The organism is Micromonospora sp. NPDC047730, assembly GCF_043204765.1.
Taxonomy (GTDB): Bacteria; Actinomycetota; Actinomycetes; order Mycobacteriales; family Micromonosporaceae; genus Micromonospora.
The window spans coordinates 44,887-57,813 of record NZ_JBIDCU010000012.1; the positions used below are offsets into that span (position 1 = coordinate 44,887).

General features: G+C 72.7%; 12 protein-coding genes. 4 read left to right on the forward strand and 8 right to left on the reverse strand.

Features of this window, described 5'->3' with window-relative positions; translation table 11 throughout:
• Positions 1-4: 4 nt before the first annotated feature.
• From ACGF5G_RS24770 to ACGF5G_RS24790, 5 genes are all read right to left on the reverse strand, one after another.
• On the reverse strand, positions 5-1,255 hold the full coding sequence (locus ACGF5G_RS24770; protein ID WP_393266678.1) for a M50 family metallopeptidase: 1,251 nt from the start codon (positions 1,253-1,255) through the stop codon (positions 5-7).
• Positions 1,255-2,469, reverse strand: a complete 1,215-nt coding sequence (gene dxr, locus ACGF5G_RS24775) for a 1-deoxy-D-xylulose-5-phosphate reductoisomerase (protein ID WP_357453295.1) — start codon at positions 2,467-2,469, stop codon at positions 1,255-1,257. Before dxr ends, ACGF5G_RS24770 begins: the two co-directional genes overlap by 1 nt.
• Before the next feature lie 43 nt (positions 2,470-2,512).
• A complete protein-coding gene (locus tag ACGF5G_RS24780; RefSeq protein WP_357693929.1) occupies positions 2,513-3,178 on the reverse strand; it encodes a Uma2 family endonuclease in 666 nt (221 codons plus the stop codon).
• A 177-nt stretch (positions 3,179-3,355) separates the two neighbouring features.
• Positions 3,356-3,862 carry a YcxB family protein gene (locus tag ACGF5G_RS24785; protein ID WP_393267008.1) on the reverse strand — a complete coding sequence of 169 codons (507 nt, stop codon included), beginning with the start codon at positions 3,860-3,862 and terminating at the stop codon, positions 3,356-3,358.
• Positions 3,863-3,889: 27 nt separating this feature from the next.
• Positions 3,890-4,438, reverse strand: a complete 549-nt coding sequence (locus ACGF5G_RS24790) for a GNAT family N-acetyltransferase (protein WP_393266681.1) — start codon at positions 4,436-4,438, stop codon at positions 3,890-3,892.
• 51 nt (positions 4,439-4,489) lie between these two features.
• Between ACGF5G_RS24790 and ACGF5G_RS24795 the strand changes: the two genes are divergently transcribed.
• Positions 4,490-5,329, forward strand: a complete 840-nt coding sequence (locus ACGF5G_RS24795) for a YhjD/YihY/BrkB family envelope integrity protein (RefSeq protein WP_393266684.1) — start codon at positions 4,490-4,492, stop codon at positions 5,327-5,329.
• A 124-nt stretch (positions 5,330-5,453) separates the two neighbouring features.
• On the opposite strand, the gene ACGF5G_RS24800 is transcribed toward ACGF5G_RS24795, so the two are convergent.
• Complete coding sequence (locus tag ACGF5G_RS24800) at positions 5,454-7,628, reverse strand: MMPL family transporter (RefSeq protein ID WP_393266686.1); 2,175 nt, start codon at positions 7,626-7,628, stop codon at positions 5,454-5,456.
• Positions 7,629-7,731: 103 nt separating this feature from the next.
• Here ACGF5G_RS24800 and ACGF5G_RS24805 point away from each other — a divergent pair, with 103 nt between their 5' ends.
• Positions 7,732-8,445: a TetR/AcrR family transcriptional regulator gene (locus tag ACGF5G_RS24805; RefSeq protein ID WP_393266688.1), complete on the forward strand. Its 714-nt coding sequence runs from the start codon at positions 7,732-7,734 to the stop codon at positions 8,443-8,445.
• Between the two features lie 61 nt (positions 8,446-8,506).
• The gene (locus ACGF5G_RS24810; RefSeq protein WP_393266691.1) at positions 8,507-10,102 is read left to right on the forward strand and encodes a phytoene desaturase family protein; all 1,596 of its coding nucleotides are present in this window, start codon (positions 8,507-8,509) and stop codon (positions 10,100-10,102) included.
• On the opposite strand, the gene ACGF5G_RS24815 is transcribed toward ACGF5G_RS24810, so the two are convergent.
• Together ACGF5G_RS24815 and ACGF5G_RS24820 are read right to left on the reverse strand one after the other, a co-directional pair.
• Positions 10,083-10,736, reverse strand: coding sequence for a TMEM175 family protein (locus tag ACGF5G_RS24815; RefSeq protein WP_393267010.1), 654 nt, complete (start codon positions 10,734-10,736; stop codon positions 10,083-10,085). The two genes, ACGF5G_RS24810 and ACGF5G_RS24815, sit on opposite strands and share 20 nt — an antisense overlap.
• Positions 10,737-10,844: 108 nt before the next feature.
• Positions 10,845-12,434 (reverse strand): Rieske 2Fe-2S domain-containing protein, encoded by a 1,590-nt coding sequence (locus ACGF5G_RS24820; RefSeq protein ID WP_393266694.1) that lies wholly within the window; start codon positions 12,432-12,434, stop codon positions 10,845-10,847.
• A gap of 270 nt (positions 12,435-12,704) precedes the next feature.
• Here ACGF5G_RS24820 and ACGF5G_RS24825 point away from each other — a divergent pair, with 270 nt between their 5' ends.
• Positions 12,705-12,926, forward strand: a complete 222-nt coding sequence (locus ACGF5G_RS24825) for a DUF2631 domain-containing protein (RefSeq protein WP_393266697.1) — start codon at positions 12,705-12,707, stop codon at positions 12,924-12,926.
• The last annotated feature ends 1 nt before the right edge of the window (position 12,927 follow it).

A 12,927-nucleotide genomic window follows, 5' to 3' on the forward strand; every position in this document is an offset into this window, starting at 1 on the left:
GCACTCACCTTGAGAAGAGCGTGATCGGGTTGACGACGTCCGCGGTGATGGTCAGCAGCGTGAACGCGCCACCGATCAGGATCATCGCGTACGTGAGGGGCATGAGCTTGAGGTAGTCGACGCGGCCGGGGTCGGGGCGGCCGAACCGCGCGTAGACCCAGGAACGGGCCCGCTCGAACCAGGCGATGGCGATGTGCCCGCCGTCCAGCGGCAGCAGGGGCAGCAGGTTGAACACGCCGATGAAGAAGTTCAGCGAGACGAACAGCATGAAGAACAGCAGCCAGGCGTTGTTCTCCACCGCCTCGCCGCCGAGCCGGCTCGCGCCGACCACGCTGATCGGGGTGTCCATGTCCCGCTCGCCGCCGGTGATCGCCGTCCACAGGGCCGGGACCTTCTGCGGGATGCGCTTCATCGCCTCGAAGGTGTTGACCGCCATGTCGCCGGTGAAGTCGGCGGTCGCGCCGAACGCGCCGACCGGCCCGTACGTCACCCGGGTCGGGGTGCTGGGGACGAGGCCGACGCCGAGCGCGGCGACCGCGGCGACCTGACCCTTCGGGTCGTCCAGCGGGGGGCGCTGCGTCTGCGCGAGCACCGCGCTGGCCGTGCCCGGCTGGCCGTCCCGGACGTACGCGATCTGCGCCGTGTCGCCCGGCTTGAGGGCCCGCAGGGTGGTCAGCAGTTGGCCGTAGTCGTTGATCGGCGCGCCGTTGATCGCGGTGATCCGGTCGCCGTCGCGCAGCTGCGCCTGGGCGGCGGGGCTGGCGGGGTCGGCGGTCGTGCACGCCCGCAGGGTGTTCTCCGGCACCACGCAGTCCGACAGCTGGATGACCGCCGGCTCCTTGCGGATCTCGGCCTCGGTGCTCGGGAAGTCCGGGTTGGGCAGGCCGGCGGTGACCGCGATCACCCAGAGGGTGACCAGGGCGAGGGCGAAGTGGGTGATGGAGCCCGCGGACATGACGATCGTCCGCTTCCAGACCGGATAGCGCCACATCGCGCGCGGCTCGTCCGCCGGGTCGACGTCGTCGTCCTGCGGGGTCATGCCGACGATCTTGCAGAAGCCGCCGAGCGGGATGCCCTTGATGCCGTACTCCGTCTCGCCCCGCTTGAACGACCAGAGCGTGGGGCCGAAGCCGACGAAGTAGCGGGTGACCTTCATGCCGAAGGCCTTGGCGGTGAGCATGTGCCCCGCCTCGTGCAGGCTCACCGAGATGAGGATCGCGAGGGCGAAGAGCACCACCCCGAGCAGGTACGCCATCAAGCTCCTTCCACCGAACCCGCGATGATGATCTCCTGCGCGTGCGCGCGGGCCCACGACTCCGCCGCGAGCACGTCCTCGACGGTACCTGGTTCGTCGAAGTCGGGAGCGTCCTCCAACACCCGCTGGAGGGTGTCGACGATGCCGAGGAAGGGCAGCCGGCCGGCCACGAAGGCGGCCACGCACTCCTCGTTGGCCGCGTTGTAGATCGCCGGCCGGCAGCGCCCGGCCTCGCCGGCGGCCTTGGCCAGCGCGACCGCCGGGAACGCCTCGTCGTCCAGCGGCGCGAACTCCCAGGTGTGCGCCGTCGTCCAGTCGACCGCGGCGGCGGCGTCGGCCACCCGGTCCGGCCAGCCGATGCCGAGCGCGATCGGCAGCCGCATGTCTGGCGGGCTGGCCTGGGCGAGGGTGGACCCGTCCACGAACTCGACCATCGAGTGGATCACCGACTGCGGGTGCACCATCACGGTGATGTCGGCGTACGGCACGTCGAACAGCTCGTGCGCCTCGATCACCTCCAGCGCCTTGTTGACCATCGTGGCGGAGTTGATCGTGACGACCGGCCCCATGTTCCACGTCGGGTGCGCCAGCGCCTGCTCGGGCGTGACCGCGGTCAGCTCGTCGCGCCGCCGGCCCCGGAACGGGCCGCCGCTGGCGGTGACGACCAGCCGGCGCACCTCGCCCCGGGCGCCGCCGCGCAGGCACTGGGCGAGGGCCGAGTGCTCCGAGTCGACGGGGACGATCTGCTCCGGCCGGGTCACCGCGGCCTTGACGAGGGAACCGCCGGCGACGAGGGACTCCTTGTTGGCCAGCGCGAGCGTACGCCCGGCGCGCAGCGCGGCCAGGGTCGGCGCGAGCCCGAGCGAGCCGACGACGCCGTTGAGCACGACGTCGCAGGGCCACTGCGCCAGCTCGGTCATCGCGTCCGGGCCGGCCACGATCTTGGGCAGCCTGAAGTCGCCGGTGGCCCAGCCGCGCCGGCTCGCCTCGGCGTAGAAGGCGAGCTGGAGGTCCTGCGCGGCGGACGCCTTCGCCACACCCACCGCCTCGACGCCGAGTTCGAGGGCCTGGGCGGCGAGCAGCTCGACGTTGCCGCCGCCGGCGCCGAGCGCGACCACCCGGAACCGGTCCGGGTTGCGCCGCACGATGTCGACGGCCTGTGTGCCGATCGAGCCGGTGGAGCCGAGCAGAACAAGATCGCGTGGGGAGGTCACCGGGCCATTCTTCCCCACCATCCCTGTGCCTCCGCTGGGAGCCTCAGCCCTCCGCGTCGGCCTGCTCCTCCGGCGGCGTTTCGCCTTCCTCGGGTGCCTCCTCGTCGAGGAGATCGGCCGGATCGACGGCGAACACGAAGGGCTCGGTCATGGTGAAGGTGCTGCCGGCCGCCGCCGCGCTCACCGGCTGGTACTCCCCCTCGACCAACTCGAACAGGGCGATGGTCGGCACCCGGTTGCGCAGGTCGACCCGGAGGAAGAAGGGAACACCGACGGCGGCGTACTCGCGCGGCCGGTCGATTACGTCCTTGCGCCGGTTGCCAGGTGACACGATCTCGCCAAGCAGGACGGCCTGACCGATGTCGACGGCCGGCCGGCCGCCGCCAGAGGACCGGAGTACGGCGATGTCGGGGATGAAGAGGTCCTCGCCCGAGACCACGTTGATCTCGGGATAGACCCACAGGCCCGCCCTGCGGGCGGCACGGTGCAGACGGTAGGGCAGCTCACGTTCGACCGACTGGTGGTCGATTCCGGCGTGCGGGGTCACGATCACGCTTCCGCTCAGGACCTCAACCTTGGGGCCGTTGGTCTCCGGCAACAGGTCGAGGGCGAGCTGGGCGGTCCACGGCTCGTCACGCCACCGCAACACGTCGAACGACGGCTCGGTGGACTGCGGCGCCGGCTCGGGCGCGAAGGCTGCCTGGGCCATCCGGGCTCACCCCCTCAGCGGGACATTCTGCTCAGACCACCCTAGCCGCCGCAGCCCCCGCCGCACGCCATCGCACACCCGGTCCGACGCCGGGCGGGAAGAGGCGACATGACAGTTCCGGGGCTGGGGCACGCGGCCGTTCGTTCCCAGCCCGCCGCATCTCGCCGGTCGCCTCGCTCACCTCTGACCGACGGGCCCGGTCAGCGCCGCCGGGTTGCCGGTGAGCAGCCCTCGCCCGCGCAGGAAGGCGAGCAGCCGCTCCCGGTCCGCCGCGGCCAGCCCGTCGACCGGCACCGGGAACACCTGGCTCCGGCCGATCCAGAACAGCAACTGACCGGGGATGGCCTCGACCCGCTCGATCGCCGCCCAACTCAGCGTGCCGTCGCTGACGGCGTTGACGCTGCGGGCGCCCTCGTCGGTGAAGGTCCAGGTGATCGGGATGCCGTACATCTTCCAGTTGGCGCGGACCAGGGACCGCAGCGTCAGCGGTCCGGCGAGCGCCAGCACGGCCGCGACCAGCGCCCAGCCGCCCGCCATGAGCAGGTCCCCGAAGACCAGCCCCGCCAGCGCCGGCAGCAGGGTCACGAACGGGCAGACCCGGAACAGCAGCAGCGTCCGGCGGTAGGCCCGGCGCAGGCCGGCGACGAGACGGCGGCGGTCCGGCTGCGTCTCGAAAGTGATCATCACGCCGAGAGAGGATACGGCGGGCCGTCAGGCGTCGTCGGCGCGGCGCACGAAGGTCTCCACCTCCTCGCCGCCGTACCAGTCGGTGCGGCGGCCGACGTGGGTCATGCCGAGCCGGCGGGCCACCGCCATCGACGCCTCGTTGCCGGGCGCCACGACCGCGTAGACCTCCCGGGTGCCGGCGGCGAGTTCCCGCGCCACCGCCGCCCGGGCCGCCTCGGTCGCGTAGCCGTGGCCCTGGGAGTCGGGGTGCAGGTGCCAGCCCACCTCGATGTCCTCGGTCGGCACGTTCTCGTCCCGCCCGGGCAGCGGCTTGAGCAGCACGGTGCCGGCCACCACGCCGGTGTCGCGGACCTCGATCGCCCAGGTGCCGTACCGGCCGCCGTGCCCCGCGTGCCGCTTCCGCCACAGCGCGAGCCGGTCGGCGGCCTGCGCCGGGTCGGTCAGCGGCAGGCCGGGGGCGTTCAGCCAGCGGGTCACCTCCGCCCGGGAGTAGAGGTCGAAGATCCGGGCCAGGTCGGCCGGGTCGGCGGTCCACTCCCGCACGAACAGGCGCTCGGTGGTGAGCACGGTCATGGCGGGTAATCCTATTGAGTGGCGCGGGGCGCGGCGGGGAACGAGAGCGCGATGGGTGGGGGCTGGCAGCGGGCGAGGCGGACCACCCGTGCCGCGTTCCGCCCGCTGCGCGGCCGGGACCTGTCGCTGCACGCCGCTGCCATCACCTTCTACGGGGCGATCGCCGTGGTGCCGGTGGCGCTGCTGGCGATCTGGCTGACCTCGCTGGTGGCGGGGGCCGACCGGGTCCGCCGGCTCACGTCGCACGCCGTGGCGACGCTGCCGGACGCGATCGGCGCGCCCCACGCGGTGGCCGCGCTGGTCGAGGCCGGGGTGGGGTTGACCACGCTGCCGGCGTTGGCGTCGCTGCTGCCGGCGTCCCTGTACGGCGAGGGGCTGCGCCGGGCCTTCGTCTCGGTGGCCGGCGGGCGCGGCGACGAGTCCCTGGTGGGCTGGCGCGGGCGGCTGCTGCTGCTTCCCCTGCTCGCCCCGGCCCCGGCCCTGCTGCTGTCGATCCTGGTCGCGCTGCCGACGACGACCCGGCTGGTCCGCCAGGGCGGGTTGGCCGGCGCGCTGGGCGTGGTGCTGTCGTTCCTGGCGGTCTGGCTGGTGCTCACCCCGGTGCTGCTCTGGGTGTTCCGGGTGGTCGGCCCGGCGTCGCCGGACTGGCTCTCCGCGCTGGGCGTCGGCTCGTTCACCGCGGCGAACCTGTCCGGGTTCCTGCACGGCTTCGTGCTCTTCGCCTCGCTCCCGATCGACCTGGGCGTGCCGTTCGGGGGCTTCGACGAGATCGGGGCGGGGGTGGCCGTCCTGCTCTGGCTCTATGTCTTCCACGTGATCGTGCTCGCGGGCTACTCCGCCACGCTCGCCCTCTCCCGCTGGCGGGCGGCCCGCGCCCGACCCGCCGGATGAGCGACCGGGAGGTTTGACCCAACCGCCGAATGAGCGATCAGGAGCTGTTCGCCCGACCGCCGGATGAGCGACCAGGGGGTCCACGTCCGACGCGGACCCCCTGGTGGATGCCGGCGACGGCCGGTCAGCGGGTGAGGGCGGGCTCCCGGGGCGCCGGCTCCGGGTCTGCCGCCTCGCGGATGCCGTAGCGGCGGTAGACCCGGCCGAGCGGGCCGGGGGCCCACCAGTTCCAGCGGCCCAGCAGCCGCATGGTGGCCGGCACCAGCAGGGCCCGGACCAGCGTCGCGTCCACCACGATCGCCACGATCATGCCGATCCCGATGAGCTTGATGTACGCCATCGCGCCGCTGGCGAAGCCGGCCACCACGATGATCAGCAGCAGCGCGGCGGCGGTGATGATCCGGCCGGTGTGCTGGAGCCCGGCGGCCACCGAGGCGGCGTTGTCCCCGCTGCGGTCCCACTCCTCGCGCACCCGGGAGAGCAGGAACACCTCGTAGTCGGTCGCCAGCCCGAAGAGCACGGCGAGCATGAGGATCGGGTTGCTGGGCTCGATGAACCCGGTCGGGGTGAAGCCGAGCTGGTCGGCGAAGTGCCCGTCCTGGAAGATCCAGACCACCACGCCGAACGAGGCGCCGATCGACACCAGGTTCATCAGCACCGCCTTCACCGGCAGCACCACCGAGCCGAAGGCGAGGAAGAGCAGGACCAGGGTCGCGGCGGCCATCAGCAGGGCCATCCAGGGCAGCCGGTCGCCGAGGCTGTCCAGCAGGTCCCGGTCGGCGCCGGGCCGGCCGCCGACGAGCACCTCCGCGCCGGCCGGGGCGGGCAGGTCGCGCAGCGCCCGGACCACGTCCTGGGCGACGTCGCCGGTCGGCTCGCCGGGGTAGGTCACCGTCAGCAGCGTCGACGTGCCCCGGCTGGCCGCCACCTGCACCCCGGTCACGCCCGGCACGGCGGCCACCCGGTCGGCGAAGGGCCGCGCCTGCGCCGGGGACGCCCCGGACACCAGCACGTCGATCGGCGCGACCGTGCCGCCGGGGAACTCCGCGGCGATCCGCTCGGAGACGACCCGGGGCGTGGCGTCCGCCGGCAGCACCCGCTCGTCGAAGCCGCCGAAGGTGATCCGCAGGAACGGCGCGGCGAGCAGCAGGAGCAGCAGGATCACGCCGACCAGGTAGCGCACCGGGCGGCGCATCACGCTGCGCGCGATCCGGGCCCAGGCGCCGCCCGTCTCCCCCGCCGCCGGCCGCCCGACCCGCGCCCGGCGCCGCCACGGCAGCGGTACGCGCAGCGCGTTGATCCGGTGGCCGAGCACCGCGAGCAGGGCCGGCAGCACGGTCAGCGCCGCCAGCATGGCGACCAGCACGGCGGCCATCCCGCCGAGCCCCATCGAGCGCAGGAACGCCTGCGGGAAGATCAGCAGGCTGGCCATAGCGAGCGCGACGGTGAGGCCGGAGACCAGCACCGTACGACCGGCGGTGGTCATGGTGCGGCGGATCGCGGCGGGCGTGTCATGGCCGGCGGCCAACTCCTCGCGGAACCGGCTGACCACGAAGAGGGCGTAGTCGACCGCCATGCCCAGGCCGATCAGGGTGATGACGTTGATGGCGAAGATCGACACGTCGGTGACCAGGTTGACCAGCCGGACGGCGACGAACGCGCCGAGGATGGCCAGCCCGCCGATCAGCAGCGGGGTGGACGCGGCCACCAGCCCGCCGAAGATCAGCACGAGCAGCACCAGCAGCACCGGCATGGAGAGGATCTCCGCCCGGGTGATGTCCTCGGTGGTCTGGCGGTTCGACTCGTGCAGGAACGCCACCGTGCCGCCGACCTCGGTCCGTACGCCGGGCGTCGCCAGGGCCGGCCGCAGGTCCTCGTACGCGGCGGTCTTGGCGTCCTCGTCGGCGGCCCGGAGCTGGACCAGCGCGTAGGTGGCGCGCCGGTCGGTCGACAGCAGCGCGGGGGCCTGGGTGTCGTACCAGGTGACGACACTGGTGACCTCGGGGCGCTGCCGCAGGCCGGTGACGGTGGCCGTGACCGGGTCACGGAAGGCCGGCTGGTCGACGGTCGCCCCGTCGCTGGTCCAGAGCACGACCAGGTCCGCGCCCTGTGGTCCCAGCTCGGCGGTGATCCGCTCGGCGGCGCGGCTGGACTCGCTCGCCGGGTCGTCGTATCCACCCCCGGTCAACTGCCCGAAGACCCCGGCCCCCCAGGTCGAGCCCAGCACGACCACCACCAGGGCGGCGGCCAGCACCGCCCAACGCAGCCGCACCACCGCTCTTCCCCACCAGGCGAACATTCGCCTCCCCCTCCGTCGACGGCTAAGCTGTAACCATCGCTCATTCAAGTGAACGCCGTTAACTATGACAACGGGGTTCGCTTTGGTCAAGGGGGTTAGCTGTATGCCCGCACCGTCCCGACGCGAACGCCTGCGCACCGCGACCGTCGCCGAGATCAAGGACGGGGCACGGCGCCTGTTGGTGACCGGCGGGGTGGAGGCGGTCTCGTTGCGGGCCATCGCCCGGGACATGGGCATGACGGCGCCGGCCATCTACCGCTACTTCCCCAGCCTGGAGGCGCTGGTCGCGGCGCTCGCCGGCGACCTCTACGACGAGCTGCGGCTGCGGCTGGAGGCGGCCCGGGACGACGCCGGGGCCGAGCCGGTCGACCAGTTGCTGGCCATGGGCCGCGCGTTCCGCTCCTGGTCGGTGGCCCACCCCACCGAGTTCGGGCTGATGTTCGGCGCCCGGGCCCCCGGGCTGGACGCCTTCGTCGACGACTGCGCCGACCCAGACCACCCGGGCGCCCGGTTCGGCGCGGTCTTCGTGCAGCCGATCTTCGAGCTCTGGCACCGCGCACCCTTCCCCACCCCGCCCGCCGAGCTGCTCCAGGAGCGCCTGGGCGGGCGGCTGGAGCCGCTACGGCTCAGCCACGGCGAGGTGCCGATCGAGGTCGCGTACGCCCTGCTCTCCGGCTGGACCCGGCTCTACGGGCTGGTCGCCATGGAGGTCTTCGGCCAGCTCGCCTGGGCGGTCACCGAGGCCGAGGCACTGTTCGAGCTGGAGCTGGCCGCGTTCACCGCCCAACTGCGCGCCGATCCGCCGGCGGCTGACTGACACCGGCGACCGGCGGCGAAGGGCTGACCGGCGGGGCCGGCGGGCACTAGGCTCCCCCGGCATGAGCGACGAGCTGCCGACCCGGGCCGACGTGGTGATCGTCGGGTCCGGGCACAACGGTCTGGTGTCCGCGATCCTGCTCGCCCGCGCCGGGCTCGACGTGCTGGTGCTGGAGGCCGCCGACGTGATCGGCGGGGCCACCCGGACGGAGACCCCGTTCCCGAAGGTGCCCGGGCTGCGCCACTCCACCGGCTCCTACCTGCTCGGGTTGATGCCGCCGGAGCTGCTCGCCACGCTGGACGTGCGCATCCCGGTGCTGCGCCGCGACCCGCACTACTTCCTGCCCACCCCGGGCCCGAAGGGATCCCCGTACCTGCTGTTCGGCAGCGACACCGCGGCCACCCGGGCGCAGCTCGCGGAGTTCTTCTCCCCCGCCGACATGGCCGCCGACGACGCCCTCCAGGCCGAGCTGGCCGCGCTGCGCGCCGACCTCGCGCCGGTCTGGCTGGCCGACCCGCTGCCGGTCGAGGAGACCGCCGAACGGTACGTCCGCCCGGCGCTGCGGCAGGTCTTCGTCGACCTGGTCCGCGGCTCGGTCGCCGACCACCTCGCCCGCTTCGACTTCCGCTCCGAGCTGCTGCTCAGCATGTACGCGGTGACCGACGGCCTGTCCGGGCTGAACGCCGGCCCCGACGACCCCGGCACCGGCCACAACTTCCTCGTGCACAACATGTGCCGCCTGCCCGGCTCCGACGGCACGTGGATGATCGCCGAGGGCGGCATGGGCACGGTGTCCCGCACCTTCGCCGACGCCGCCCGGGCCGCCGGCGCGACGATCCTGACCGGCACGCCGGTCAGCGCGATCACCCTGGCCGGCGGCGCGGCCAGCGGCGTGGCCCTGGCCGACGGGCGGGAGGTGGGCGCCCGGGTGGTGCTCGGGGCGTGTGACCCGTACCGGCTGATGGACCTGCTGCCCGACGGCGCGCTCCCGGCGCCGCTGGCCGACCGGATGGCGGCGGTCCGCCGCCCCGGCACCACCCTCAAGCTCAACCTGGCGCTGACCGGCCTGCCCCGCTTCTCCTGCCTGCCGGCGGACGCGCCGAGCCCGTTCGGGTCGACCATCCACCTGCTGCCCGGCTCGACGTCGCTGATCGGCGGCGGCGGCGAGTCGCCGATGGCGGCGCTGCGCGCGATGTGGGCGGACGTCCAGGCGGGCCGGCTGCCCGAGGAGCCGACGATCGAGTGGTACCTGCACACCACCGTCGACCCGTCGCTGTCGGACGGGCGGGGGCACCACTCCTCGGCGCTCTTCGTCCAGTCGGTGCCCTACGAGCTGGCCGGCACGACCTGGGACGAGGCGCTGCCCGGGTACGTGGAGCGGCTGGTCGGGATCTGCGAGCGGTACGCCCCCGGCACGGCCGACCTGATCGCGGACGCGGTGCCGCTGCCCCCGCCCGGCATCGAGGCGCACTTCGGCATCACCGGCGGGCACATCCACCACGTCGACAACACCGTCTCGTTCACCGACCGGATGCCGTACGCCACCGGCGTCGACGGCGTCTACGCCGGCAGCGCCGGCTGCCACCCCGCCGGCAGCGTCATCGGCGCCGCCGGCCACAACGCCGCCCGCCGCATCCTCACCGATCTCGGCCGCTGACCTCGCCGCCGGCCCCGGCGGAGCGGGGCAGGTCGCCGGGGCGGCGGACGAGGGACAGGCCGACGAGCAGCAGCAGGTAGAGCAGCAGGCTGAGGATCGGATCGACGAAGACGAAGGCGAAGGCGACCGTGTAGAGCAGCGGGCGCACCACCAGCCGCCGCGAGACCGCCCGGGCCAGCGCCGGGTCCAGGTCGGGGTGGAGCAGCCGGCGCCGGCGGGCCCACCACCAGCTCAGGTTGAAGAAGAGCGACTCGCCCAGCACGGTGCCGAGGTACAGGGCGGCCGTCAGCCGCTGCTCGGTTCCGCTGCCGCGCAGGTTGTCCGCCAGCAGGTCGGCGGTGAACGGGATCGCCGCCACGAAGAGCAGCACGAGCAGGTTGAACATGAGCAGCGCCTGGTCGACGCGGACCACGTACCGCCACATGTTGTGGTGGCCGAGCCAGATCTGGCCGGCGATCCCGAAGGTGATCACGTACGCCAGGTAGGTCGGCCAGGCCTGGACGAGGGCGTCGGGGAGCTGCCGCCCGGGGTCCCGGGCCGGCCCGTTCTGGAGCAGTTCGACGGCCATCACCGTCAACACGACCGCGAAGACGCCGTCGCTGAACGTCTCCACCCGGGAGGCGTCCCGGGTCATCTCCCGGTCGCGCGCGTACCGGTAGCCGTCCCTGCCCGCGCCGTCCGCCACGCCGCCCCCCTTCCCGACCTGATGGTCGCCCGGCGGGGGCGGCGGGCGGAGGAAAACTCAGCTGATCGCCTCGCCGGCGGGAGCGGGGGTCTCCGCGTCGGCCCGGTGCGCGCGGATCTTGTGGCCGACGCTGGTCAGGCAGCGGCCGCTGGACAGGTCGAACTTCCACCCGTGCAGCTGGCAGGTGAGCTGGTCGCCGTCCACGATCCCGAAGCGGCTCAGGTCCGCCTTGAGGTGCGGGCAGCGGCGCTGCACCACCCAGCCGTCGAGGGTGATGTCCTCGGCGTCGACGGCCCGCTCGTGCTCGTCGTACCAGCCCTCGGCGTACTGGAGGCGCTCCTCGGAGAGGCACTTGAAGAACGCGTAGACGAACTCGTTGTACTGCCCGATCCGGGCGGCGGAGAAGCGGCAGGAGAGGAAGAGCGAGTTGACCCAGTCCACCTCGCCGATGTGCAGCAGGTGCTCGACCAGCGCCCGCTCGGTGCGGAACCGGTAGCGGACCTTCTCGTCCGCGTACGGCCGGACCTCCTTGCCCGGGAAGTCCACCACGATCGACTCGATCGTCTCCCCGCCTGAGCTGTCGGTGCCGACCAGGTCGAAGCGGACCGGCCCGCCGACCCCCTTGGCCAGGTAGATCGACTCGTCCAGCAGCGGCTCGATCCGGCGCTTCATCTCGCCGAGCACGTCCACCTCGGGGTGCCGCCAGGACGCCTTCTCCGCCTCGATGACCGGCCGCTTGCGTTCCCGCATCTCCTCCAGGTGCGCGACCTTGTTCGCGAAGAAGTCCTCCACCGGCACCGGGTGGACCGTCTCGCAGCTCTCGGTGGTGATCTCGGCGACGCTGCCCGGGAGCAGCACGATGCCGTTGGTGCCGCCGACCTTCGCGTACTCGCTGAGGAAGACCGACTGGTCGGGGAAGATGTTGCCCTCGTCGCCGTGGATGTCGTTGAACTGCCACAGCTCGTCGTCGAGGAAGCAGGGCGGGCCGGCGATCGGGAAGACGTGGTCGGCCTTCAGGTCGTCGATGTAGCGCCAGGTACGGTCGAACTGCCGGTCCCGCTTCTGCTTGCCGAACGCTGTCTTCGCCGCCTGCGGCAGCTCGTAGACCATCGGGTACCAGATCGCGCCGGAGAACTGGAGCATGTGCGCGTGCACGTGGCCCAGCTCGGCGAAGACGCTCAGATCGGTGGGGCGGGCGTCATTCTGGTTGAGCAGCCGGACCCCGTCGTACTCCACCCACAGCGACGAGTCGCCGATCGGGCCGTCGGTCGGGCTGGTCAGCGCCTGGATCATGACCTTCAGGCCGCCGTCCAGCTCGACGACCTGCTCGTTCGGCGCCTTCAGGAACTTCGTGAAGCCCAACTCCCGCAGCTCGTCCTCCATCTCGGAGGTGGGGAACGCGGGCAGCAGCACGGTGGCCGACTTCGACACGAAGTTCTTCAGGTGCGCCGCGTCGAAGTGGTCCCGGTGCAGGTGGGAGACGTAGAGGTAGTCGACGTCGCCGAGGGTCTCCCAGTCGAGCTGGGAGTTGTCCGGAAACGGGAACCACGACGCGAAATAGGCCGGGTTGACCCACGGGTCGCACAGGATGCTGCCCGCGGCCGTGTCGATCCGCATGCTGGCGTGTCCCGTACCGGTCACTCGCACCGCAGTTCCCCCTCGAAGACAAACAAAAGGTGTACGTCCGAAACGCTACCGGAGGCAGTCTGGCGAGCGACCCGCGACGCCGGTAGTGCCGTTACGCCCGACACCGCCGGGACCTTGGACCCACCCGGCCGTACGCGAGGGCCGTTCGGGCCGGCGCCCGGCCGTCGGCGCGGATCGTGCGGTCCGCCCCATCCGACCGGACCCAGCGCCGAGCCTGGCACGGGGCGTGCCAGACTAACCGGAGATCCGATCGCGAGGGAAGGACCGACAGTGGCAGGAAGCGAGCCGGTAACGTCGCCAGACCAGCACAAGCCGGGGCACCGCAAGTCCGGGCGAATCGGCGCGGTCCTCTCCGCGCTGGTGCTGCTGGCGATGCTCTGCGGCAACCACGAGGGCAGGGTCGAGGACATCTGGCTGATCGGCCTGGCCGTCCTGCTGCTGGTCATCGTCATCGGCGACACCGTGCTGCGGCGCAACGGCCTGCGGTCCTGAC

Coding starts and splice junctions, on each gene's coding strand:
- ACGF5G_RS24790 (WP_393266681.1), bottom strand. CDS start 4,438: ATGACCGTGCTCACCACCGAGCGCCTGTTCGTGCGGGAGTGGACCGCC.
- ACGF5G_RS24800 (WP_393266686.1), bottom strand. CDS start 7,628: ATGTTCGCCTGGTGGGGAAGAGCGGTGGTGCGGCTGCGTTGGGCGGTG.
- ACGF5G_RS24805 (WP_393266688.1), top strand. CDS start 7,732: ATGCCCGCACCGTCCCGACGCGAACGCCTGCGCACCGCGACCGTCGCC.
- ACGF5G_RS24770 (WP_393266678.1), bottom strand. CDS start 1,255: ATGGCGTACCTGCTCGGGGTGGTGCTCTTCGCCCTCGCGATCCTCATC.
- ACGF5G_RS24810 (WP_393266691.1), top strand. CDS start 8,507: ATGAGCGACGAGCTGCCGACCCGGGCCGACGTGGTGATCGTCGGGTCC.
- ACGF5G_RS24795 (WP_393266684.1), top strand. CDS start 4,490: ATGGGTGGGGGCTGGCAGCGGGCGAGGCGGACCACCCGTGCCGCGTTC.
- ACGF5G_RS24785 (WP_393267008.1), bottom strand. CDS start 3,862: ATGATCACTTTCGAGACGCAGCCGGACCGCCGCCGTCTCGTCGCCGGC.
- ACGF5G_RS24815 (WP_393267010.1), bottom strand. CDS start 10,736: ATGACCCGGGACGCCTCCCGGGTGGAGACGTTCAGCGACGGCGTCTTC.
- ACGF5G_RS24780 (WP_357693929.1), bottom strand. CDS start 3,178: ATGGCCCAGGCAGCCTTCGCGCCCGAGCCGGCGCCGCAGTCCACCGAG.